This is a genomic window from Micromonospora sp. SH-82 (assembly GCF_051132485.1).
Taxonomy (GTDB): domain Bacteria; phylum Actinomycetota; class Actinomycetes; order Mycobacteriales; family Micromonosporaceae; genus Micromonospora.
The window spans coordinates 1,753,110-1,775,881 of record NZ_CP148049.1; the positions used below are offsets into that span (position 1 = coordinate 1,753,110).

At 70.2% G+C, this 22,772-nt stretch carries 21 protein-coding genes; 8 read left to right on the plus strand and 13 right to left on the minus strand.

Annotated elements, in window-relative coordinates:
- Nucleotides 1-66: 66 nt before the first annotated feature.
- The 4 genes from WHN02_RS08215 to WHN02_RS08230 form a co-directional block, all read right to left on the minus strand.
- Nucleotides 67-1,056 (minus strand): hypothetical protein, encoded by a 990-nt coding sequence (locus tag WHN02_RS08215; protein ID WP_434742789.1) that lies wholly within the window; start codon nucleotides 1,054-1,056, stop codon nucleotides 67-69.
- Between the two features lie 133 nt (nucleotides 1,057-1,189).
- Nucleotides 1,190-2,254, minus strand: coding sequence for a hypothetical protein (locus WHN02_RS08220; RefSeq protein ID WP_434742790.1), 1,065 nt, complete (start codon nucleotides 2,252-2,254; stop codon nucleotides 1,190-1,192).
- A 411-nt stretch (nucleotides 2,255-2,665) separates the two neighbouring features.
- The gene (locus WHN02_RS08225; protein WP_434742791.1) at nucleotides 2,666-3,322 is read right to left on the minus strand and encodes a 4'-phosphopantetheinyl transferase family protein; all 657 of its coding nucleotides are present in this window, start codon (nucleotides 3,320-3,322) and stop codon (nucleotides 2,666-2,668) included.
- A 305-nt stretch (nucleotides 3,323-3,627) separates the two neighbouring features.
- Complete coding sequence (locus WHN02_RS08230; RefSeq protein WP_434742792.1) at nucleotides 3,628-5,421, minus strand: dolichyl-phosphate-mannose--protein mannosyltransferase; 1,794 nt, start codon at nucleotides 5,419-5,421, stop codon at nucleotides 3,628-3,630.
- A 91-nt stretch (nucleotides 5,422-5,512) separates the two neighbouring features.
- Between WHN02_RS08230 and rsmI the strand changes: the two genes are divergently transcribed.
- Entirely contained in the window at nucleotides 5,513-6,358 is an 846-nt protein-coding gene (rsmI, locus tag WHN02_RS08235) for a 16S rRNA (cytidine(1402)-2'-O)-methyltransferase (protein WP_434743868.1), read from the plus strand.
- A gap of 79 nt (nucleotides 6,359-6,437) precedes the next feature.
- On the opposite strand, the gene WHN02_RS08240 is transcribed toward rsmI, so the two are convergent.
- Nucleotides 6,438-7,307: a hypothetical protein gene (locus WHN02_RS08240; RefSeq protein WP_434742793.1), complete on the minus strand. Its 870-nt coding sequence runs from the start codon at nucleotides 7,305-7,307 to the stop codon at nucleotides 6,438-6,440.
- 151 nt (nucleotides 7,308-7,458) lie between these two features.
- Here WHN02_RS08240 and metG point away from each other — a divergent pair, with 151 nt between their 5' ends.
- Entirely contained in the window at nucleotides 7,459-9,261 is a 1,803-nt protein-coding gene (gene metG / locus WHN02_RS08245) for a methionine--tRNA ligase (protein ID WP_434742794.1), read from the plus strand.
- A 102-nt stretch (nucleotides 9,262-9,363) separates the two neighbouring features.
- On the opposite strand, the gene WHN02_RS08250 is transcribed toward metG, so the two are convergent.
- The gene (locus WHN02_RS08250; protein ID WP_434742795.1) at nucleotides 9,364-10,215 is read right to left on the minus strand and encodes an alpha/beta fold hydrolase; all 852 of its coding nucleotides are present in this window, start codon (nucleotides 10,213-10,215) and stop codon (nucleotides 9,364-9,366) included.
- A 144-nt stretch (nucleotides 10,216-10,359) separates the two neighbouring features.
- Between WHN02_RS08250 and WHN02_RS08255 the strand changes: the two genes are divergently transcribed.
- Nucleotides 10,360-11,466 (plus strand): hypothetical protein, encoded by a 1,107-nt coding sequence (locus tag WHN02_RS08255; RefSeq protein WP_434742796.1) that lies wholly within the window; start codon nucleotides 10,360-10,362, stop codon nucleotides 11,464-11,466.
- Here WHN02_RS08255 and WHN02_RS08260 read toward each other — a convergent pair.
- A complete protein-coding gene (locus WHN02_RS08260; RefSeq protein ID WP_434742797.1) occupies nucleotides 11,426-12,673 on the minus strand; it encodes a hypothetical protein in 1,248 nt (415 codons plus the stop codon). The two genes, WHN02_RS08255 and WHN02_RS08260, sit on opposite strands and share 41 nt — an antisense overlap.
- Nucleotides 12,674-12,979: 306 nt before the next feature.
- On the opposite strand from WHN02_RS08260, the gene WHN02_RS08265 reads away from it, so the two are divergent.
- Both WHN02_RS08265 and WHN02_RS08270 read left to right on the plus strand, forming a co-directional pair.
- Entirely contained in the window at nucleotides 12,980-14,035 is a 1,056-nt protein-coding gene (locus WHN02_RS08265; RefSeq protein WP_434742798.1) for a TatD family hydrolase, read from the plus strand.
- A 108-nt stretch (nucleotides 14,036-14,143) separates the two neighbouring features.
- Nucleotides 14,144-14,734, plus strand: coding sequence for a hypothetical protein (locus tag WHN02_RS08270; protein ID WP_434742799.1), 591 nt, complete (start codon nucleotides 14,144-14,146; stop codon nucleotides 14,732-14,734).
- A gap of 892 nt (nucleotides 14,735-15,626) precedes the next feature.
- Here the strand turns inward: WHN02_RS08270 and WHN02_RS08275 are convergent.
- Nucleotides 15,627-15,809, minus strand: coding sequence for a DUF397 domain-containing protein (locus WHN02_RS08275; protein ID WP_434742800.1), 183 nt, complete (start codon nucleotides 15,807-15,809; stop codon nucleotides 15,627-15,629).
- A complete protein-coding gene (locus tag WHN02_RS08280) occupies nucleotides 15,800-16,570 on the minus strand; it encodes a helix-turn-helix domain-containing protein (RefSeq protein WP_434742801.1) in 771 nt (256 codons plus the stop codon). The genes WHN02_RS08275 and WHN02_RS08280 overlap by 10 nt, the downstream gene beginning before the upstream one ends.
- A gap of 121 nt (nucleotides 16,571-16,691) precedes the next feature.
- Between WHN02_RS08280 and WHN02_RS08285 the strand changes: the two genes are divergently transcribed.
- Both WHN02_RS08285 and WHN02_RS08290 read left to right on the plus strand, forming a co-directional pair.
- Complete coding sequence (locus WHN02_RS08285) at nucleotides 16,692-16,979, plus strand: hypothetical protein (RefSeq protein ID WP_434742802.1); 288 nt, start codon at nucleotides 16,692-16,694, stop codon at nucleotides 16,977-16,979.
- Nucleotides 16,976-17,251: a flavin reductase gene (locus WHN02_RS08290; protein WP_434742803.1), complete on the plus strand. Its 276-nt coding sequence runs from the start codon at nucleotides 16,976-16,978 to the stop codon at nucleotides 17,249-17,251. The genes WHN02_RS08285 and WHN02_RS08290 overlap by 4 nt, the downstream gene beginning before the upstream one ends.
- 7 nt (nucleotides 17,252-17,258) lie before the next feature.
- On the opposite strand, the gene WHN02_RS08295 is transcribed toward WHN02_RS08290, so the two are convergent.
- From WHN02_RS08295 to WHN02_RS08310, 4 genes are all read right to left on the minus strand, one after another.
- Nucleotides 17,259-18,203, minus strand: a complete 945-nt coding sequence (locus tag WHN02_RS08295) for a hypothetical protein (RefSeq protein ID WP_434742804.1) — start codon at nucleotides 18,201-18,203, stop codon at nucleotides 17,259-17,261.
- 28 nt (nucleotides 18,204-18,231) lie between these two features.
- Nucleotides 18,232-19,437, minus strand: a complete 1,206-nt coding sequence (locus WHN02_RS08300; protein ID WP_434742805.1) for a hypothetical protein — start codon at nucleotides 19,435-19,437, stop codon at nucleotides 18,232-18,234.
- 130 nt (nucleotides 19,438-19,567) lie between these two features.
- Complete coding sequence (locus WHN02_RS08305) at nucleotides 19,568-20,638, minus strand: hypothetical protein (RefSeq protein ID WP_434742806.1); 1,071 nt, start codon at nucleotides 20,636-20,638, stop codon at nucleotides 19,568-19,570.
- A gap of 35 nt (nucleotides 20,639-20,673) precedes the next feature.
- Complete coding sequence (locus tag WHN02_RS08310; protein ID WP_434742807.1) at nucleotides 20,674-21,636, minus strand: hypothetical protein; 963 nt, start codon at nucleotides 21,634-21,636, stop codon at nucleotides 20,674-20,676.
- Nucleotides 21,637-21,790: 154 nt separating this feature from the next.
- Here WHN02_RS08310 and rsmA point away from each other — a divergent pair, with 154 nt between their 5' ends.
- Nucleotides 21,791-22,663, plus strand: a complete 873-nt coding sequence (rsmA, locus tag WHN02_RS08315) for a 16S rRNA (adenine(1518)-N(6)/adenine(1519)-N(6))-dimethyltransferase RsmA (protein WP_434742808.1) — start codon at nucleotides 21,791-21,793, stop codon at nucleotides 22,661-22,663.
- Nucleotides 22,664-22,772: the final 109 nt, after the last annotated feature.

The following is a 22,772-nucleotide window of genomic DNA, read 5'->3' on the forward strand; positions in this document are numbered from 1 at the left end:
CCGCCCGGCGGGTTCCGACCCGACGGAACCGCCCTGGTGCCGAACGGTCCCGGGGCACCGGAACCGTCAGTGTCGCCCTCGGCCGTGGGAGGTCGACGGGGCGCCGGGGTGCTGGAAATCTCCGGCGGGCGGTGCAGAGCTGGACGGCCCTGCGGGCCGCGCCCCAGGAGCTGTCTGCCAGGCGGCCTGCTGCACACTTGCAGAACCGCTCGGCGTCGACTCACGTGGCAGGAATTTCCGAAGGTTGTCGAAACCCTCCATTACTGCCAATACTTTCTGATCTGCCTTTATTTCTCTAGCGGAGATGGCGTACAGGTGGCGTCTGACCTTGGTGTGGAGGGTGGGGTCCAGCGTGTTTTCCCCCCATTCCTTCAGGAGCCTCAGCCAATCATCCTTGCTGCGCCGGGCCTCTGTTTTTCTTGGCTGCCTTGCTCGTCCGTCCCTCTTCCGGATTACCGTTTTCGTTTTCTGGTACGTCGTGAGCTTGTCGTAATTCGGAGATCCGGGTGGGATGCAGCGCTGGGCGAGAGACGGGTTCTGGGCGAAAAATCTCAACTGCTCCTCGCCGAGATCGACATCCTTGTTCTTGATGTATGCCAGGCGGCCTTCGACTCTAAGTCTCTCGTCTTTATCGTTCTTTCCCTCGAAATGATCGCGTATCCGTCTTGCCCAACCTGCGTCGGTTTTGGATTCTTTGTTGGGGGACTTCAGGGGTTCTGGGTCGTAGCTCGGGAGTTCCGTGCCATGGCTTGGCGATGACGCGAGGTCCCTCTCGGCGGGTCCGTATCCGACGTGGAGTCTGCTCGGATCGTCGAGGTCCAACTCGAAGGGGTCCATGGCGGCCGCGCCACTGATATCGAGGTTTGTGGGGGTGGGATGGTCGGCCATGCCGGTGTTGTAGGGGGCAGCGGGGATGGTGTAGTCGGCCGTGCTGACCTGGTAGCCAGGGGTGCCAGCATCAGGATAGGTCGTCTGGGGATGTCCGTTCGGGTTGCCGAACCGGGCCAACATCTCGTTGAGGGATCTCAGTTCGTCTTCTGTGTAGTCGGTCTGCACTGGTTCCTCCTGCAGTCTTGGGTTCGCTGTTCTTGACGGACGGAGGCCGCGTCCGGTTCACCCCGGCAGAAGACGACGGCGGGGCCGGTCCCTGGGATGGGACCGGCCCCGCTGCGTACGGGTCGGGGAGGTGTTACGGCTTCCAGGAACCGGCGGACTGGAACTTGTGGTTGTACTGGAGGACACCGTTGGTGTCGGCCACGTTGAACACCACGTTCCCGCTGCGCTTCGTGCCCACCGGCAGGTTGTTGCCGGAGGCGAGGGAGTCCCCGCAACCGGCCAGGATGCCGGCCAGGCCGTTGGTGGTGGTGCCGTCCGCGGCGACCCACTCGAAGTAGATCGGGTTGAGCGACGAGGTCCCCTTGGTGATCTCCGCGTCGACCTCGGCGATCAGGTACATGCCCTTGCTCGGGTCGGGGGAGAAGGAGCGGCAACCCTTGGTGCTGGTGGTGACCTTCTTGACGGTGATCTCCAGGTCACCGTCGTTGTCGCTGAGGACGAGGGTCGAACCGATCTTCATGTTGTACGTCTCGCCCTGCGGGGCCGGGGAGGCCGGGGGAGTGGTCGGCGCGGCGGTGGTGGGGGCCGGGGTGGTCGGCTCGGCGGTGGTGGGCGACGGCGACGGGGCCGGACCTGTCGCCGACGGCCTGGGACCGGCGGAGTTCTCCTCGGATCCGTCCCCGCCACCGAGGATGATCGCGATGGCGCCACCGGCGCAGCAGAGCAGGAGGAACGCCGTCACGACGGCGATGATGATCAGTGCCGTCCTGCTGCCCGAACCGGACGGTGGCGCGTGGGGAGCGCCCAGGTAGTGCCCGCCGGAGGCCATCTTGGCCGGCGGGTAGGCCGCCCCGCCCTGAGGGGAGTACGGCGCTCCGGACGGCGGCGGGTACGGCTGACCGGAGGTGGGCGCCCCATACGGCTGCCCGGAGACCGGCGGTGGGTACGGCTGCCCGGACACGGGAGGCTGCTGACCGTACGGCTGCCCGGAGACCGGGGGTTGCTGACCGTAGGGCTGCCCGGAGACCGGGGGTTGCTGGTGTTGCGCGTACGGCTGCCCGGAGACGGGGGGCTGCTGACCGTAGGGCTGCCCGGAGACCGGGGGCTGTTGGCCGTACGGCTGCCCGGAGACGGGGGGCTGTTGACCGTGGGGCTGGCCGGAGACGGGGTGCTGCTGCTCGGCGGGGGGCTGTCCCATCCCCGCAGACGACGGGTACGGGGCGGTCGGCGGGTACGCCGGGGTCGGTGGGTACGCGGGACTCGGTGAACTCCACGCGTCAGCCGCGCCCCACGGGTCGTCCTGGGGTGGCCCGTCGGCCGGGCGCGCCCATGGATCGTTGGGCGGCGGCGGAGCCGTCGGGTCGACGGGAGGGAGCGGCTGGTTCGACGGCTCCTGAGCCGGTTGGCTGGGGTCCTGCGGCCCGTATGGGGGCTGGGGGTGGCTCACCGTACTCCTAGGGACCTGGAGAAACTCGAACAGCCTGGACGCTACCGTGCCCCGGCAACCCTCCGATCCTGGTGGGCGGGCTGCTCTCCGGTCGTCCTCTGTTCGGCCGGGAACATCCGGCCGAGAACATGTTGCCCGGTGGCGGGGCGCCGATCACGAGGCTCAGGGCAGGTGCAGCACCGCTGCGGTACGCACCAGATCCCCCTCGACGACGAACCGGCCACTGATCGTCGTGGGCGGTGCGGGCACCTCTGCCGCGTCGACCCGGGCCGGGGCGATCCGTGCGGTGAAGGTGCCGGAGTCCGGGTCGAGGTCGACCAGGGCGTCGTGGAAGTCGAGCCACTGGCGGACCACCGGGTGCCAGACCTTGTAGACGGTCTCCTTGGCACTGAAGAGCACCACCGGCCAGGAGACCCCGGTCGGGAGCCGGGACATCCGGTCCTCCTCCTCGGGGAGGCAGATCAGTCGGCGTACCCCTGCTTCGAGGGTGCGGTGGTGCTCGGCGTCCATCCCGACGGACCGGAGGTCGGTGGCCCTGGCCGCAGCGGCGGCGCAGTAGCCGCGGGTGTGGGTGATGGCACCGACCACTTCGGTCGGCCAGACCGGGGACCGGTCCGGGGCCGAGGGCACCGGTGTCGGTGGCAGGCCGAGGGTCGTCATCGCCCGCCGGGCGCAGACCCGACCGGCGGTGAAGTCGTGTCGGCGACTCGTCACTGCGGACTCGGTCAACGCGGCCTGTTCGGCGGGGAACAGTGGTGCGGTGAAGTCCGGCGGCTCCGCCACCGCCACCGCCACCTGCGGTGGCAGCAGGTCACGCATCACGCCCCCCGAGCAGCATGCGACGACCGTACTCCAACCCGGCGGCTCGCGTGGTCCCGCGGGTGGGCGACCGACGCCGGGAGAACGGGGTGGGAATTGCGCGAGGCGCAATCGACGGATGACGGTACGTTAGATGCAGGATGTAAACCATTCGGTTGGCATCACATCCGTCGGAAATCTGCATCAGCTGCCCCATTGTGCGGTTCGCCCCTGGTGGCTAAGCTGCTCATGCGCGCCCCAATCGCCCGCTTCCCCCGTGGCAGGCGATTGGGGCGCGCATCTTCGTTTCCGGCCCGCGCGGGGTCTCAGATCCAGCGGCCGTCCAACCACATCCGGGCCGACCACTCGGCGGACGTGATCACCTTTCCGACGAAGACCGGATAGAAGTACGCGAAGCAGAGCGCCACCAGCAGCACGTATGCGCCCACGATCAGGCCACCGACCAGCCGTCGATCGGCCCGTTCCTGTTCGGCCTCGGTCTGCGCCGCAGCTGTCGCCACCACGGTCGGACCCCCCGACGCCGAGTCCGACCGGGCCGACGTGCCGCCGGATCCCGTCGTCGCCAGGGTCGGCGACGCCGAGCCCGGGGTGGCGATCGCTCCCAACACGTACGTCACCGCCAGTACCAGGAACGGCAGGACGGGCGCGGTGTAGAAGGAGAACATCGTCCGCCCGTCGAGGGCGAACCAGAACCAGGGCAGCAGACCGAACGCGGTGCAGAGCAGGATCGCCCCGGCCCGCCAGTCCCGCCGGGCCAGCCCCAACCAGGCGATCCCGGCCAGCGCCGGAAGGAACGACCACCACAGCAGCGGGGTGCCCAGCAGCAGCACCTCGGCCGCGCAGGCCGCCGCCCCGCAGGGGCCGTCACCGTTCCAGTAGAAGGCGACCGGACGGCCCAACAGCAGCCACTGCCACGGCCACGACTGGTACTTGTGCGGTTCGGTGAGGCCGCTGTGGAAGCCGTACGCGGCGAGATGGTATTCCCACAGGTTCTTCAGGGGCCCGATGACCGGGATGTCACTGAGGGCGGTGACGTGCGCGTACTGCGCGGGGTCGCGGTAGTAGCCGTGGTCGGTGAGGAACCAGCCCGACCAGGTGGCGAGGTAGGCCAGGACCATGACCACCCCGGCCAGGACCATCCAGGGCAATTCGTCGAGGAGGGCGTCCCGCCACGGTTTCCGGACGCCGGCCGAGCGGCGCAGGTTGACCTCCCAGAACAGTGCCAGGAGGCCGAAGGCCGGCAGGAAGTACAGGGCGCTCCACTTGACAGCGACGGCCAGGCCGAGCAGCGCCCCGGCGGCCAGCCGCCACCAGGGCCAGTTCCGCCACCCGCCGGCCGGGCGCCCGGACCGGCCGGGCCGGGACGGGTCGAGCCCGGCGTCGATGGCACGCGCCCACCGGCGTCGCCGGGCGTCCCGGTCGAGGACCAGGGCGCCGAACGCGGCCAGGACGAACAGCAGCAGGAAGATGTCGAGCAGGGCGGTGCGCGAGAGCACCAGGTGGAAGCCGTCCAGGGCGAGCAGGAGGCCCGCCGTGCAACCCAGCAGGGTGGACCGGAACATCCGTCGTCCGATCCGGACCAGCAGCAGGACCGACACGATCCCGGCGACGGCCGCCGAGATCCGCCAGCCGAACTCGGGGGCCGTGGTCATCAGCGCCCCGGGCACGTCGATGCCCTGCTCGGTGTCGGAGTACCCGAACGCCCACTCGCCGAGCCCGATGAGCCACTTGCCCAGCGGCGGGTGGACCACGTACGCCGCGACGTCGTCCTTGTAGTTCCACTCGACGCCCTTGTCGACGAGCTGCCACCCCTCGCGGGCGTAGTAGACCTCGTCGAAGATCTTGCCCTTGGGGTGGCTGAGCCCGACCAGCCGCAGGATCGCGGCTATCGCCACCACCACTGCGGTGGCGAGCCAGGAGTTGACGTCCAGCCGGGCGTCGATCGTGGCCAGTCGGCGTCGGACGATGCCGACGCCTCCGCCGCCCCCGCCGGACGGGAAAGCCTTCGCGGCCGGATCCGGTGTCGCCGGTCCGGTGTCGCCGGTCGCCGCATCGGCCCGGTCGGCGTTCGCGCTCTGCGCTGTCGACGCACTCGTCACCCGGCGATCGTAGGCTGCGAAGGTGCCCGGTGGCGCCTGTCGTCCCGATACCGGTACGAACGTCGATGAAGGAGTGCCTCTTTTGGGTGACATGTCGGAGTGCGGTCGGCTGGTGCTGCTCGGCGCGCCGCTCGGAAACCCCGCTGACGCCTCCACCCGCCTGCGCGAGGTCCTGGCCACCGCCGACGTGGTCGCCGCCGAGGACACCCGTCGACTGTCCCGGCTCGCCCGGGACCTCGACGTCACGGTCGGCGGGCGGATCGTCTCCTACTTCGAGGGCAACGAGGAGCGGCGTACCCCGGAACTGGTCGACGTCCTCCGCGCCGGACATCTCGTCGCGCTGGTCACCGACGGGGGGATGCCCAGCGTCTCCGACCCCGGGTACCGGCTGGTGCGGGCGGCGCTGGATGCGGGCGTCCCGGTCACCGCCGCCCCCGGCCCCAGCGCCGTCACCACCGCCCTGGCCCTGTCCGGGCTGCCCTGCGACAGGTTCTGCTTCGAGGGTTTCCTGCCCCGGACCCCCGCCGGTCGCCGGTCCAGGCTGCGGGGGCTGGCCGCCGAGGAGCGGACCCTGGTGCTGTTCGAGGCGCCGCACCGGATCGCCGGGGCCCTGGCCGACCTGGCCGCCGTCTTCGGCCCGGACCGTCCGGCCGCCCTCTGCCGGGAACTGACGAAGACCTACGAGGAGGTCGTCCGTCGCCCGCTCGGCGAACTGGCCGCCTGGGCCGCCGAGAACCCGCCCCGGGGAGAGATCACCCTGGTGGTGGCCGGGGCGCCGCCGGCAGCCGCGCAGCGGCCCGACGACGCGACGCTCCGCGCCGAGGTGGCCGACGAGGAGGCCGCCGGGATGTCCCGCCGGGACGCGATCAGCGAGGTGGCCATCGCGTACGGGCTGCGCCGCCGCGAGGTCTACGGCATCGTCCACGCCACCGACTGACCGCCCTCCCCGCCGAGGCGGCGGCGGTGTGCTCGGGCGGCGGCGGTCCCCGCCGAGGGGTGGCCGCCGGTGTCCCCGGTCAGATGGCGGTGACCAGGAAACCGAGCGTGATCAGCAGGGGGCCGCCGAGGGAGGCGGCGATCGCCCAGCGTCGCATCCGCCCGTCGGGAAGCCGGGTCGCCCCGCCGTACCTGGCGATCCCGACAGCGCACGCCCCCACCGCGGCCAGCCCGAGCAGCCACCTCAGGTGGGTGACAGCACCGGTGCCGACGTACGCGGTCTCCCCGTCCGGTCCGGTCATCCGGGCGGTCAGCTCGGTGCCGGTGGCGGTGTGCTCGGCCGACACGCCGGTGACGCGTACCCCGTGGGCGACGAACCGTGAACGGTCGGCGACGAAGGTGCCCCGGCACCGTTGGGTCAGCCCACCCCCGGTGCAGTCGCCGATCACCACCGTCCCCGTCGTCGCGTGGCCGACGGCGATCCACACCGGCCCGGCGGTGACCCAGGCGAAGAAGGCCGCCAGCAGGCTCAACACCAGCACGGCGGAGAGGCCGGGCAGGGGGTCGGGCGGGCGGGGGGCACGACGTGCCCGGCTCTGCGTACCCCGGCGGTTGCCGGTGCCCGGGTCGGGGGCGCGGCTCGGGGGGTCGGGGCGGATCGGGGTGCCGTCCCAGTGCACCTCCTCGATCGGCAGCCAGAACGCGTCGTCGTCGGCCGGGTCCTTGGGCCGTCCCCGACGGTTCTGGCGGATCGGCACCCGGTTCGGGACCGCGTCCACCGGGGCGCCGGTGGTGGGTTCGGTCTCGACGGCCGTCCCGATGGGCTGGGTGACGGCGGCGGGGTCCTCGCCCGGCGTACCCCCCGGCGGGGACGGTCGGTCGCCCTCGGTCGCTCCCGATCGACTGTCGTTGTGCTCACGGGCGGTGCCTCTACCAGTCACGATGTTCATTGGACACCGGCAGGGGAGGGCTGGGATGGCAGCTCAGACCGCGTGTCGACGACAAATCGGATCGATTGCTCAGAGTCATCGGGGTGTGACGTCGGCGTGGTCTGCCCATAGGTTCGCGACAGGCGTGGGCCGGTCACTAGGCTTGCTGGTCATGAGTCACGTTCTCGCGGCAGTGGCCTGGCCGTACGCCAACGGCCCCCGCCACATCGGTCACGTCTCCGGCTTCGGCGTTCCCTCCGACGTCTTCGCCCGGTACATGCGGATGGCCGGTCACGACGTGCTCATGGTCTCCGGCACCGACGAGCACGGCACCCCGATCCAGGTGCAGGCCGACAGCGAGGGGGTCACCCCCCGCGAGCTGGCCGACAGGTACAACCGGGTGATCGTCGAGGACCTGCACGGCCTCGGCCTGTCGTACGACCTGTTCACCCGGACCACCACCGGCAACCACTACGCGGTGGTGCAGGAGCTGTTCGAGGGGATGCACCGCAACGGGTACATCGTGCCGAAGGTGACGATGGGAGCGATCTCCCCGTCGACCGGCCGGACCCTGCCCGACCGGTACATCGAGGGCACCTGCCCGATCTGCGGGTACGACAGCGCCCGGGGCGACCAGTGCGACAACTGCGGCAACCAGCTCGACCCGGTGGACCTCGTCGACCCCCGATCGAAGATCAACGGGGAGACCCCGCAGTTCGTCGAGACCGAGCACTTCTTCCTCGACCTGCCCGCCCTCGCCGACGTACTCCGGCAGTGGCTGGACACCCGGGAGGGGTGGCGGCCCAACGTGCTGCGCTTCTCGAAGAACCTCCTGGACGACCTCCAGCCCCGGGCCATCACCCGGGACCTGGAGTGGGGGGTGCCGATCCCGCTGGAGGGCTGGGTCGACCGGTCCGACAAGCGGATCTACGTGTGGTTCGACGCCGTCATCGGCTACCTCTCCGCCTCCATCGAGTGGGCCCGCCGCTCCGGCGACCCGGAGGCGTGGCGCAGGTGGTGGTCGACCGACGACGCCGGCAAGGACGCCCAGGGTTACTACTTCATGGGCAAGGACAACATCGTCTTCCACTCGGTGATCTGGCCCGCGCTGCTCTCCGGCTACTCCGGGGAGGGGGCCAGGGACGGTGAGCCCGGTCGGCTCGGACGGCTCAACCTGCCGACCGAGGTGGTCTCCAGCGAGTTCCTCACCATGGAGGGGCGCAAGTTCTCCTCGTCCCGCAAGGTGGTCATCTACGTCCGGGACTTCCTCGAACGGTACGACGCCGACGCGCTGCGCTACTTCATCGCGGTGGCCGGACCGGAGAGCAACGACACCGACTTCACCTGGGCCGAGTTCCTCCGCCGCAACAACGACGAGCTGGTGGCCGGTTGGGGGAACCTGGTCAACCGGTCGGTGTCGATGGCGGCGAAGAACTTCGGCGCGATCCCCCCGGTCGACCCGGCCGGGCTGACCGAGGCGGACGAGGCGTTGCTGACGGTCTCCCGGGCCGGGTTCGCCACCGTCGGCGACCTGATCGGTCGGCACCGGCAGAAGCAGGCCATCGGGGAGGCGATGAAGGTCGTCGCCGAGGCCAACCGCTACCTGTCCGAGCAGGCCCCGTGGAAGCTCAAGGGCGAGGAGGACAAGCCCCGGATGGGGACCGTCCTGCACGTCGCCCTCCAGGTGATCAGCGACGCGAACACGCTGCTCACGCCGTTCCTCCCGCACTCCGCCCAGAAGATCCACGAGCTGCTCGGCGGCACCGGCGTACACGCTCCGATGCCGTCGATCGTCGAGGTCGACGACCTCGACGGCGGACCCGGTTACCCGGTGTTGACCGGGGACTACACGGTCGGGGCCCGGTGGGAGTCGGTTCCCCTCGATGCGGGTCGGCAGCTCACCGCACCGAAGCCGGTCTTCCGCAAGCTCGACCCGTCCATCGTGGAGGAGGAGTTGGACCGCCTCGGCGGCTGACGTCCCACCGCCGGGCGGGCGCGGTGACGCGGCCCCGGGGATCACCCGAGGCCGCGTCGGTCGACCGGGGCCGGACCCGCACCGGCCCCGTCCCCGGTCGTCTCAGGCGCGGGCCATCGCCGGCTGGCCGATGAAGTCGAGCATCGCCCGGTTCATCTCGTCGGCGTTGGTCCACGGGATGCCGTGCGGGGCACCGCGCAGGGTGACCAGTCGGCTGTCCGCGATCATCGGCTGCAACCGCTGCCCGGTCTTCGGGTAGGGCAGCACCTGGTCCTGGTCGCCCTGGATGATCTGCACCGGTACGTCGATCCGGGGCAGGTCACCCCGGAAGTCGGTGAGCCAGGCGTCCACGCACTCCAGGGTGCCGATCGCCGAGGCCCGCGAGCCGATGTCCCAGTGCGCCCGGTACGCCTCCTCGCTGACCAGCTTCCCCCGGTTCTCCGGGTAGTTGAAGAAGCTGTCGCAGAACTTCGTCAGGTAGGCGAACCGGTCGGCGACGATGGCCTGCTTGAACCCGTCGAAGAGGCTCTGCTCGACCCCCTCGGGGTTGTCCGCCGTCTTCAACAGGTACGGCGCCAGCGGCGCGGCCAGCACCGCCTTGCTGATCCGCTCGGAGCCGTACGTGCCGAGGTAGCGGGTCACCTCGCCGGTGCCCATGGAGTGCCCGACCAGGATCACGTCGGTCAGGTTCAGCTCGGTGAGCAGGACGTCCAGGTCGGCGGCGAAGGTGTCGTAGTCATACCCCGTGCTGGGCTGGGCGGAGTTGCCGAAGCCGCGCCGGTCGTAGGTGATCGTCCGGTATCCGGCCTGCAACAGCGGACCGACCTGCTTCTCCCAGGTCGCCCCGTTGAAGGGGAACCCGTGGATCAGCACCACCGGCTGCCCGGTGCCGTGGTCCTCGTAGTACAGGTCGATGGGCGCGAGGTTCTCCGCGCCAACGGTGACGAAAGGCATGCGGATCTCCTGATCAACTGACGTCTCGGACCCCCACGCCTACCCGACCCACCCGCCGTTATGCCGCCCGTCCCGGTCCCCGTGCCGCAGGTCTGGCACCGTTGGTCGCCTCGGTTCGAACCGGACCCGCTCGGCGTCCGTCAGGTGACCGACGAGTCGAGACCACCGGAGGTCGCAGTGTCGGATGCGGACTTTCTTGATGATTCCAGGTTGACCGCGCCCTTGGACGGGAGCGGGGACAGTGCGCCCAAGCGCCTTCAACGCCGGACGGACCAGCAGTGGGGGGAACTCCTGTGGAAGTTTGCCCGGGATGAACTGGACCAGGAGAGAGACATCCAGTCGGTCAAGAATCACCTGTACGACATCCAGCGGGACAGGGTTCCGTTGAAGCGAGGTCAACTGCTGTTCTTTGCCATCCATCCGGAGTATGCGGAGAAACATCTTCCGAGCGGATCGAAAAATCGAGCCAGCCTGGAGGCGTACGTTCCCGTGGAAGAGATCTCCGAAGTGCCGGTCGAGAAGCCGGGTTGGTCTCGAACGGATGCGGACTGGGCAGATCTCCTGAAACTGCGCTCGCTCGGTGAGCTGCACGAGAGTAAGTTGATCAAGAGTGTCACGACTCACCTGAGTGACATCAAGGCCGGCAAGATAAGGATCGGCGAGAAGCAGGTGGAGTTCTTCAAGAATCATCCGGATTATGTAGAGAAATACATCAGGGAGGGCACGAGGAACGGTCAACTCGTCGCCGGGCTGGAAGATCCTCCCTCAGCAAGGGCGTCGTCGGCGAGAAGAGGGCCGCAGAAGAGGAGGGCCGCAGAGGGTCCGTCGATTCCGAAGAAGTGGCGTGCCGAGTCCGAGTGGGCGGCGCTCGTCGAGGCGCACGCGACCGACGCGCCGATGAGCGCGCGGGACCTGAAGGCCACCGACACCTACCTGAGCGACCTCAAACGGGGAAAGGTGAAACTGAAGGGACAGGTGGTGGCGGTCTTCCTCGCCCATCCGGCCTACGCGGGGCGCTACCTGCCGCCCGATCCCCAGCAGCGGGAGCCCTACGAGGCGGCGAAGAGGGCCCTGGACGCCGCCCCGGACGAGGGCACCGTCGAGGTGCACGAGGCGGCGCGGGCGACGGTGCCGGTGCGGGTGTCGGGGCCGGTCTCCGTGGCCGGTGTCCCGCCGCTGCGTCTGCCCGGCCTGCGCGGCCCCGAGCTGCTCAGAGCCGGTACGGAAAGTCGACCACCCGGTCGTCGGTGACCTCGGCGGCCGGCGCCCACGTCTCGTGGACGCCCCGTTCGTGGCACTGGGCGCCGGTCACCGCCACACTGTCCGGGTCGGGTCGACACAACCGCAGCCGGAGCCAGCCCGACTCCTCCCGGAGCACCTGGCAGGGGACCTGACGCCAGTGGGCGTACCGGAGTCGCCGGGCCACCGTCTCCACCGGGTAGCGGGCGGCCCGGGTGATCGCCTGGACCCGGAACCCGCCGGGAAGGTCGGCCACCGCCTCGTGCTCCGCACCGGCGTACCGGCCGACGAGGTGGGTGGAGCGGGGTGCCTCGCCGACGGGGACGTACTCCTGGTCGGGGGCGAGATCGGGAACGGCGGCGAGGAGGTGCCGCCACCGGGGGCCGACCATCCGCAGCCACCCCCGCTGCTCCGCCTGGTACGTGTAGAGGACCACCTCCACCCCCTGCGCCGGGTACGCCACCAGGCTCGCGTTGGCCGGCATCGGCAGGTCGACGAGGTCCCGGGTGACGAACTCGGGGATCAGCTGGTCGTTGCTGGGCGCGAACCCGGTGCCGAGGACCGGAGCGCCGAGGCGTTCCGAGGCGGGCAGCGCCGTCAGCCCCCGGTACGCCGCCCCGGTCGGGACGTCGTAGTCGCCCGGGTCGGCGGCCCGCCAGCGCAGCGCGTACGCCACGTCCGGGTTGTCGGCCACCCCCTGGCCGTCGCCGCGCAACACCGCAAGGGCCGCCGGGGTACGCAGGTGGGCGACGTCGTGTTCCCGGTAGCAGAACCCGTGCGGCAGCCACCCCCTGACGTGTCCGGCGAGCTGTCGAGCGGAGAGGACCTTCATCATCCGGGTGCCCCGGCGCAGGACGGCGGTGGCGCGTACCGCCCCGACGAGGGGGTCGTCGGCCGCCTCCGGCCGCTGGGTGAGCTGCTGCACCCGGCCCCACCCCACCGTCCGGTGCACCGGCATCAGCAGCGGCGACTCCGGGGCCTCGGCCTGTTCGGCGGCGCCCTGCACCGCTGTCACCTCGGTACAGTGCACGAACCGTCGCCACGCCGGGCCGCCCTCGGGTCGGGGAGCCCACTCGAAGCCGGTCACCTCCGCAGCGCTGAACAACTCGTACGCCGCGCCTCGGGCGATCTCCTCGGCCGGGTAGGTGGTGCCCTCGAAGGTCACCCGCAGACCGGTCCGGAGACCGGCTGCGCCGCTGGTCAGGGGGGCGACGTCCATCCGGGCGACGGTAGTCCTCCCCGGTTCCCGCCGGATGAACGTCAGGTGGCCGGACGGGACAGCCCCATCCGCCGAACCGGGCTGGCCGGTGGCGCTGTCCGGCGGGCTTGGCCGGTGGACACCATCGACTTCCTTGATCGTTTGCGGTTCACCTGCACGACACGCCGGGGGAGGTGTAGGTCAACCGCAGACGAGCAAGAGAACCGCGTCTCGGGTCGAGTGGTCGACCGGTGGGGGAGTCGCGGGGGGTGGGAGTGTCGCGGTGGGGGCGTCGCGGGGTGGGGGGTGGTGTGTGATCCTCGCCAGGTGACCAGTGAGCCGACCGAGTCCCGCACGAAGCGTGCCGCCCGCCGGGCAGGCGAGTTCCCGCCTCCGCCCGAGCCGCTGCCGGTGGCCGTACCGGACAGCCACACCCACCTCGACATCACCGTGACCGAGGCCGGGGTGCCCGGCGTACCCTCGGGGCCGTCGAGCGCGCCCGACGACGCGGCGGCCACCCTCGACGCGGCGGCGAGCACCGGGGTGGCCGGGGCCGCCGCGAACGCCGTGGCGACGACCGGGGCACTGGCCGCCGTGGACCCCCTCGCCGCCGCCGAGGCGGTGGCGGTGGCCGACTCGGGGCTGCTCACCGACCCGGTCGAGGCGATCGTGCAGGTGGCCGCCGCCGCCGGGGTGGACCGGCTGGTCCAGGTCGGGGTGGACGTCGGGTCGTCCCGGTGGGGGGCGGAGGTCGCCGGGCGGCACAGGGCGGTCGTGGCCACCGTCGCCCTGCACCCGAACGAGGCCCCCCGCCTGGCGGACCTGGACGCCGCCCTCCGGGAGATCGAGGCCCTGGCGGCGCAGGACCGGGTACGCGGGATCGGCGAGACCGGGATGGACTTCTTCCGCACGGGCGAGGAGGGGCGGGCGGTCCAGGAGGAGAGCTTCCGGGCGCACATCGCCATCGCCAAGCGGTACGACAAGACCCTCGTCGTCCACGACCGGGACGCCCACGCCGACGTCCTGCGGATCCTCGACGACGAGGGTGCTCCGACCACAGTGGTCCTGCACTGCTTCTCCGGTGACGCCGAGTTCGCCGCCGAGTGTGTCCGCCGGGGTTACCTGTTGAGCTTCGCCGGGACCGTCACCTTCGCCAGCGCCGACGCCCTCCGGGAGGCCGCCGCCCTGACCCCGCCGGAGCAGCTGCTGGTGGAGACGGACGCGCCGTACCTGACCCCGACCCCGCACCGGGGGCGGCCGAACGCGTCGTACCTGATCCCGCTGACCGTCCGGTCCCTGGCCGCGACGACCGGTCTCGACCTGGAGACCCTCTGCCGTCACCTGTCGGCCAACGGCGAGCGCGCATTCGGCCCCTGGCGCTGATCTGGGCGGTTTCCGAAAGAGGTGGATGAACCGCGGCCGGCGAGTTACGTAGAGGTGACGTCGGACGTACGGGTCCGTCCATCGCCCCTACCGCCTGGAGAGTGATCCGTGGAGTCGTCCCCGCAGCGTCCTGAACCGACCGACCCGTTCTCGCGGGACTACAACGCCTACGCCGATCTCAGGGACGGTAGGACCTTTTCCTTCGTGCCCAAGGCCGGGTCCGGCTCCGCATCGAGTGTCTTCACCCTGAGCTTCACGATCCGGCCTGCCGAAAAGGTCGACGTCGACACCGCCGGGTGGGTTGGCATGAACGTCCGGGAAATCGCCAGTATCGATCCCAGGACGAGGTTCCCGGCAGCTTCGGGCACCGATCACTACCGCTTCCAGGTGGCCAGGAGAGACCTGATCTCGGCGAAACTGACCCAGGTTTTCCTTGGTCGGGTCCGAGAAGGGGGACTCGATCTCGGAATGCCGGTGACTCTCGACGCGTCCGAGGCGTTGATGGATGCCACGAACAACTACCACCGGCTCTACGACCGCTTGAAGAACAGCGATGCGGCCGGTCGGGCGACGGCGGCCGGGCTTGCCCTGCCGGGTGGCCCGCCACCTCCGCAGCAGAACCCGTATTCATGGCCCGCTCCGCGCAGGCCCGGGGGTGACGTCCGACCCGGGCACTCCCCGGGCACCGGCAGATCGTGAGCCCGAGGTGCCGTTGTCGCCCAGGATGCGGTAGGCCTGAAAATCAACTGACTTTGCTGCGTTCTGCCTGAACCACAGGTCATGTTCGGTCGTCATGTAGGCAGAGGTCTGAGAATGGTGTGGCAACAACACTACCGAGAGTAAGGTGAGGGCGATGCCTGGTCAGACGGCAGAAGGTGCTCAGACGGCGGGAAATGGTCGGACGGCAGAAGATGGTCAGACGGCGGGAGATGCGAGGACTCCGAGAGGGCGAGGGACCGATTGGGAGACGGTCGGCAACTTTCTTGCGGTTTGGCGGGAGTACCCTGCAACTCGGAACTTCCGTATTCCCCATTGGGCTACGGCGGAGACGCCGGATGGGTCTTATTATCCGGTCGGCCGAGCCCTCCAAAACACCATCACCCACCCGCAAAGAAGCGCCCGGGCTCCAGCGGACGTGCAAGAACTCCTGAACGACTACCTTCAGAACAGGCACACGCTGCAGGCGCCTCCGCCCCAGTGGGGACCGGACGCCAGGCAGTGGGGCGACCCGGATTCATGCGGTCCCCAGGGGCAACCTCACCCCCGTTACCACATGCCTCCGCAGCGGCAAGCGTCGCAGGCGAGTGACAACAGTGTCGCGCTCGCAGCCGGAATGCAGATCGGGGGCGGTCCCGCCCAGACAAACGGCACCAACGGCACCAACGGCACCAACGGATATGTGAACGGTTCGACGAGTCCGCCTGGTAGCCCGCGCCGGTGAGCAGGGCGGTGGTAAGTCCCGGGGGACGTGCGGCTGGTCGGGTCGTGACCAGTCGGGGGTGCACAGCAGATCCGTGACCACCGGGGCGGGTGGCGGTGGGAGGGGAACCCCCGCTGTGCCGCAAGCGTCAGCAGGGGACCGGCCCCGTCCTTACTTCAGGTGGGTGAGGAAGGTCTGCCAGGTGGTGGGGGTGAAGGTGAGGGTGGGGCCGGTCCGGTCCTTGGAGTCCCGGACGGCGACCACCCCGGGAAGGTTGTCGGCGACTTCGACGCAATTGCCGCCGTTGCCGCTGCTGCGGGTGCTGGTGCGCCACCGTGCTGCGGTCAGGTCCATGTCTGGGCCACCTCGCTGATCAGGTCGACTGACTGCCAGTGGGAGAGGGCCTCGGCGCGGACGTTCTCCCACGCGTTCAGTATCGCTGCCATCTCGTCGGTGTCGGTGACCACGGTGCCCTTCAACGGGTTGTCCAGGTAGCAGGCCATCTGGTGGTCCACTGCGGTGGCCAGGACGAACGGCCCGTTGAGTCCGGCGTAGGCCCCGACGGTGGAGGGGACCACCTGGATCCGGACGTGGTCGGCCTCGGCGGCGGTGACCAGGGCTGTCAACTGTTCGCGCATGGTGGCCGGGCCGCCGACCGGGCGGCGCAGGACCGACTCGTCCACCACGGCGGTGAACCGGGGCGGGTTCTTCTCCCGGGTGAGGATCGTCTGCCGGGCCATCCGGGTGGCGACGTGTCTGGCGATGTCCTGCGGGGGCAGGAGGCCACCCCGGGTCAGGACGGCGCGGGCGTACGCCTCGGTCTGGAGCAAACCCGGGAAAACCAACGGTTCGTACGACCGGAGCAGGACCGCTTCGGCCTCGATCTCCTGCCAGGGTCGGAACCAGATCGGCTCCTGTCGTCTCGGTTTGTCCGGCCAGATGTCCGCGATGTCCCGGCCGAGGAGTCGGGCCGCCGCCGCCCGGTGCCGGGGCTGCGGGACCCGGTCGTCCCGGAGCCACCGGGCCGGGGTCTTGGGGTCGACGCCGATGCGCTCTGCGATGGACTCGAAGGTGTGCCCGGACTCTTGCAGCGCGGCTCGGAGCACTTCGTTCATGGCTCTCCTCAGAGGTCGAGGTGAATATCCGCGCACCATATACATGACGACCTGTGAGTGTCCCGCTACTTACGCGAAGTTGGTGGGAGGAAAATTTCCGACCACTGAAACGGAGCCCCAGATGCCGCATCTTGGCGCGCCGAGGCCCGCTCCGGCCCGGGCGTACGGGCCACCGACCCCACTGCGTCCCGGCGACGTGTTCCTGCTGACGTCGACGGCGAGTCCACAGTTCCACAGGCCGATCACCATCCGGATCATCAGACAGTGGGACCGACCGACGTACCACGGTTGGACCTGGGTGGACTGCTACCAGCTCGACCACCGGGGCGAGGCGACCACCCGACGCGAGCTGTTCCTGAGGCCCGACGGACTGGTCCGCCCGCCGTCCACCCCGGTCGGGCGGTCGTGACCGCCGGCCGACGCCCGAACCAGCGCCGGTACCGGGTGGGACACGATCCGGCCCGACCCGGGTGGCGGTGCCAGGCGTGCGGGATCGCCTGGCCCTGCTCGGCGGCGAAGCTCCAGCTGCTGGGGCGGTTCCGGGAGGACCGAGCGGCGTTGCTGGCCCACCTGACCCTCCTGCGGGAGGAGGCGACGGCGCAGCTCGCCCGGCTCGGACAGCCGATCCCGGTGGCGGCACTCGACGACAGGTTCGTCGGGTGGGCCAGACGGCGGGGGTAGCCCGTTCCTAGCCGAGCGCCCGGGCCGTCGCCTGGCGCAGCTGACCCGGCCGGGGCAGGCCGGAGCGGATGGCGGGGACCACGACGGACGGGGAGGTGGACCGGGGACTCCCGCCGTCGAGGCGGAGGGCTGCCAGCCCGGCGACTGTGAAAGCTGTCGGCGGGACCTCAGCCGACGACCGCTCCCACCCCGCGTCCACGTGACCCGGGGGCGACGTCGGTTCCGCCGGGTACTGCGGAAGTGCGAGCGGGGTGAAGGTGCGCCTGTTCGTCGGACTCGGCACGAAGCTCGCCGGATCCGTCCGGTCCGGCGGGTTCATGGTGTTCTCCAGGACCCAGTCGTACCGTTTGGCGAGGGCCGAGCCCGGGGTCATGTTCTTCGGCCGCCACCCCAGCTCCACCCACGTGGCCAGCTCGTGGTCGCTGATCCGGTGCTTCTCCGGCTCGGCGAGTCGCGCGCCGATCGGGACGGAGAACCTGCCGATCGACTGTCGGCCCGACGAGTTCGTCAGGAACCTGCTGATGGTCCTGGGCCGGACCACCGCCACGAACTGCTCGGAGGTGTCGTCCCGGCGGGGTTCCCGGCCCTGCTCGATGCAGCGCGACAGGCACTCCTTCGCGGTGACGGCATAGACCTCGGAGCTGAACTCCTGTCGGCTCCCGGTCTCCTTGACGAACCAGGAGGAGTTCGGCGGTAGACGACCGTCCGACTCCAGCTCGGCCCGGATCAGCATGGGCATGTCCGGCGGGCCGAAGTACTCGCTGCTGTCGGGCGAGTTCCACTTCTGGAGGGCCGCAGCCGCCCACCCTTCGGAGCCGTGCGGCTCCCAGGACCCAGGACGGTGCGGGCCGGAGTGGCGTGCTTTGAACCGGAGATACTCCGCCATGAATGCGATCCAGTCGGTGGCGTCCCAGGTGTTCGAGGGTTGAGCCGTCACGCGTAGGTCAGGCATCTGTTCCGGTCCTCTCGGATGGTGGACCCTACCGGCCCCGTCCGGCGTTCGGGTTCCCCTGGTTGGGGACGGGTGGACGGTGGTGGGGTTGCCCGGATCTGGTGGTGCCGAGCGAGGTATCCGTCCGGGTCGAATAGCCGTTCACCCGTGCCTCGGCTGCGGCGAGGGTCTCGGCGGTGGGAGCCGACAGGCGCCGGATCGTGGGGGACGGTGGGGCGGTGGGTGTCTGGGCCACGGGGGACGTCGGGGTGGTCGGGGTCTGGGGCGCGGAGGACGGTCGGGACTGTTCCGAATCCGCATAGCTCGGCGGGGACCAGACGGGATACTCCGAGTAGGCCGGGGGCTGTGTGGGCTGTACCGGCGCCTGCCCGGGCTGTACTGGTGGCTGCTCGGGCTGCGCCCGGGGGGTCCGGGGTCGCTGCGGCCCGAACATCCCGGGGTTGGAGGCCGCGACCCAGCGGTTGTAGGCGGCCTCGTCCGGGGCTCGTTCCCAGGGGCTGCGGGTCTCCTGATACCGCGGGGTGGTGGACGGAGTGAAGGTGGACGGTCGGTTCGGACCCGGTACGAACGTCTCCAGATTGTGGTGGCTCAGCGGGGTGAGGTCGCTCTCGGCCACCCACGCTTGCCGTGCGGCCAGCCTCGGGTTCAACCGGATGTTGCTCGGCGGTGCCCACCCGTTGTGCTTCCAGGTCCGTAGCTCGTGGTCGTCGATGTCGAACCTGTGCGGATTGAGCAGCCGTCGCCCGACCGCGATGGACATGTACTGACCGGTCTGGATCCGGAAGTTCCTCGGGTCCTTGGCCCACAGCCTGCTGATCGTCCGGGGATGAACGATGATCACCGGCACCTGCTGGAAATCCGTTTCCCTGGGCGCTCGCCCCTCCTGCATGCACCGGTTCAGATAGACGTGGGCGGCCCTGGCGTAGACGTTCGAGCTGACCTCTCGATTCCCGCGCCTGCTCTCCCGGACGAAGTTGGACGTCCCTTGGCCCAGGAAGTTGTCGTGTTCGAGAAGGCCGCGCACCGTCGGCGGCATCTTCGCAGGACCCAGCCACTGCGGGCTCTCCTTGTCGGTCCACTCGCGTAGTTCTCGAATGGCCCATTCGTCCCGATCGCTCGGGGTGTAGTGCCTGATGTTGCCGGGAGTGAGTCCCTTGTTGCGCGCGTTCATGAAGCTGCTGACGAAGGCGATCCAGTCGCCGTCGGTCCAGGCTGTGGGCTGTGTTGGGGGCATGCTCCCGTCCCTCCGGCTGTGCACTGCGTCGTAGAGGAGTGACGGACCCGGTCGACATCGGTTCGTGTATGTGATCTATGTCACAGGCATTGTGGGCAGGGGTTTCGGTCGAATGCGGCGGAATTCGTCGTCACGGACGGTGACCCTGGCGTCCGGTCGTACGCCCGGATCGCGCATCAGGGGGAAGGGCGGCGGAGAGGGGCGTCGGGAGGCGACTCGTCCTCGACCGGTCGGCCAGGGTTCGGCGGGCGATGTCGGCTGTCATCTCCGGCGTCGTGCCGGCGGCGGGGCTGTCGTAGGCGGCAAGGTCGCGGGCCGAGGGTCCCGGTTCGCCGCTCGACGAAGGAGCCGGAACCGACGCACCAGGACGGTTCACCTCCCCGGCCGGGAGGTCCGCCGAGAACGCCGGGGGTGCCTGCGGTCCCGGGTACGACGGCGTCGGCGTGGACAGCCGGGGGGCTGGCGGAGTCTCCTGGTACGCCGGTGGGTGGTGAGGTATCAGGTGCAGGGTCGGCCTGTTCGCCTGAGGATCGTGCCCCACCAGCGCGTAGGTGGACGGGCGGGAGGGGTCCGGCACGTACGTCTGAAGGTTCTGCGGGTCCGGGTCGAGGACCTGGTACCGCTTGAGCCACTCGGTCCGGGTGTGCCACCTCGACCCCGGTGGGACGAACCGCTGGTCCCAGCCGTTTGCGATGATCATCCGCAGCTGGTCGTCGGTCACCCGGTGCCGGTCGAGATCGTGCAGCCACCTCCCCACGGGGATGCTCTCCAGCGACTCGCGGACCTCCCGCCGGAGCAGACGGTTGCGGTGCACACGGGCCACCATCGCATTGCCGTGGTCGTTCTCGGCGGGATCACGTCCTTCGAGCCTGGTCTTCACCTCCAGGTCCCGCATCGCATCGATCATCACCGCAGGGCCGTACTCCGTGACCCCACCCCGGGTCCTGACCTGACGTACGGCCCCTGACGGAAGGAGACCGTCCTGGATCATCCGGGCCTGGATCCGCTCCAGCAGGTCCACCGGGCCGAAGAAGTCCTTGTGGCCGATGTCGTTCCAGTCCTTGAGCTTGCGCAGCACGTCCTGGTCGACTCCGACGATCCAACCCGCCACCTGGAGGCCGCCCCCCGCCCGGCGCAGCGTCTCTTCGGCCCGCTGGTAGTTGTCCATGTACCTGATCCACTGATCATCCTCGTTCGTCACCGGATGTCCCTTCTGGTCGGTGTGGTCCGATCGGGTCACCGTCCCGCAGGCCGAGGCCCGACGGTGGTCCAGGAGGTGGGCCGGGTGGGCGACGGGGTGCCGAGCCGGGTCGTGGACCCGGACCCGGATTCCTGCGCGAGGGGACCTCGCGTCTCGGTGGCCCTGAGGTGCGCCGCCACGACCTGGTCCGGCAGGGGCGCGGTCGACGGGACGGAGCCGGGGGAAGGCGGGGAGTACGGCGGCAGTTCCCCCAGCACCGGGGGAGGCTGCGGGCGGTAGCCGGGGGCGAGTTCGTCAGGGGGAGGGAGACTCGGCGCGAGATGGGGCGGCAACCCCCTCGGCACGAAGGTGCCCGGGCGGGACGGATCCGGCAGGAAGGTCTCCGGGAGGTGGGGATTCGGCTCGTGGAGTCGGGAGTTCCGGATCCACCGCACCCGGTCGTGCAGCGGGCTGCCCGCAGGGGCGAACGTCCCGTCGAGCCGGAAATCGACGAGCACCCGGATCTCACCGTCGGTCAGTCGCCCCTCACGGAGCCGTCGCCCCATGTTGATCCTGGCTGTCTTCTCGACGAACACCACGTCACCATGGCGTTCGTGCCGATGGACGTTGAAGCGGACCTCGCACTTCTCGTCCTTCTTCGGTAGCCGACCCTTCTTCCCGCAGTGTCCGAGGAACGCCTCCAGCGCCCGGGTGTAGGTCGCCTCCGTGTACGCGTGACCGCCGTCGGCTTCGCGGTGACGGAGGAATGCGGACTGGGCGGGAAGGACCCTCTTGTCGATCAGGAACGTGCGGAGGCGGTGCGGCATCGACGAATGGCCGAGATACTCCGGATCCCTGTCGTCCCTCCACCGGTCCAGGAGGGCGGACACATCCTCGTCGGCGTCGACAGCGGCGAACGGCTCACCGTCCTCCTCCCGGAAGGCGATCCTCCGCCCGGTGTAGTCAGCGAGGAGCCGCTTCGTGAAGTCGAGCCATTCCTCGCCCGTCCGAGGGTTCATCGTGAGGGTGCCTCTCCTCTGCGGTGCCGTCGTCACCGGCTTGACGGAGACGAGAGGGAAGGGGTTCGGCGGCGCTCGATGATGTGGGTCACATGACGGCAGGGGTGGGCCGTGGTCGATGGTCGCCCGGCGGCGGGCCGTAGGCTGTCGGGTCATGGCCGTAGACCTGCTCGGCCCGGCGCAGATCCGGGAACTCGCCGCCCGACTGGGCGTGGCACCGACCAAGAAGCTCGGCCAGAACTTCGTCCACGACCCGAACACCGTCCGCCGGATCGTCGCCGCCGCCGGGCTCACCGGCGACGACGTCGCCCTGGAGGTCGGCCCCGGGCTCGGCTCCCTCACCCTGGCCCTGCTCCCCGTCGCCGCCGGGGTGCACGCCGTCGAGATCGACCCCACCCTGGCCGCCGCCCTCCCGGAGACCGCCGCCCGGCACGCCGGCCCGTACGCCGCCCGGCTCCGGGTGCACCGGGCCGACGCCCTCCGGGTCACCGCCGCCGACCTCACCGACCCGGCCCCGACCACGCTGGTGGCGAACCTGCCGTACAACGTCGCCGTCCCGGTGGTCCTGCACCTGCTCGCCGAACTGCCCAGCCTGCGCAGCGGACTGGTGATGGTGCAGAAGGAGGTCGCCGACCGGCTCGTTGCCGGTCCCGGCTCCAAGGTGTACGGCATCCCCTCGGTCAAACTCGCCTGGTACGCCGACGCCCGCCCCGCCGGACGGGTCCCCCCGAACGTGTTCTGGCCGGTGCCCAACGTCGACTCCGGCCTCGTCGCCTTCACCCGACGCGAACCGCCCCGCCCCGACGTACCCCGCAAGCAGGTCTTCGCCGTGGTCGACGCCGCCTTCGCCCAACGCCGCAAGACCCTCCGGGCCGCCCTCGCCGGGTGGGCGGGTGGGGCGGACCGGGCCGCCGCCGCCCTCGTCGCCGCCGGGGTGGACCCCTCCGCGAGGGGCGAGTCACTCACCGTCGAGCAGTTCGCCGCCGTCGCCGCGTCGGCCCCGACCGCCGCCCCGGCCGCCCAGTAGGCTGACGCGGTGCCCGCCGAGGAGGTGTCCGTGACCCCCCAGACTCCCGTCGAGGAGCCGACCGTGGACCGACAGTTGGACGACCGGTCGCGCCTGCGGGACGTCGTCT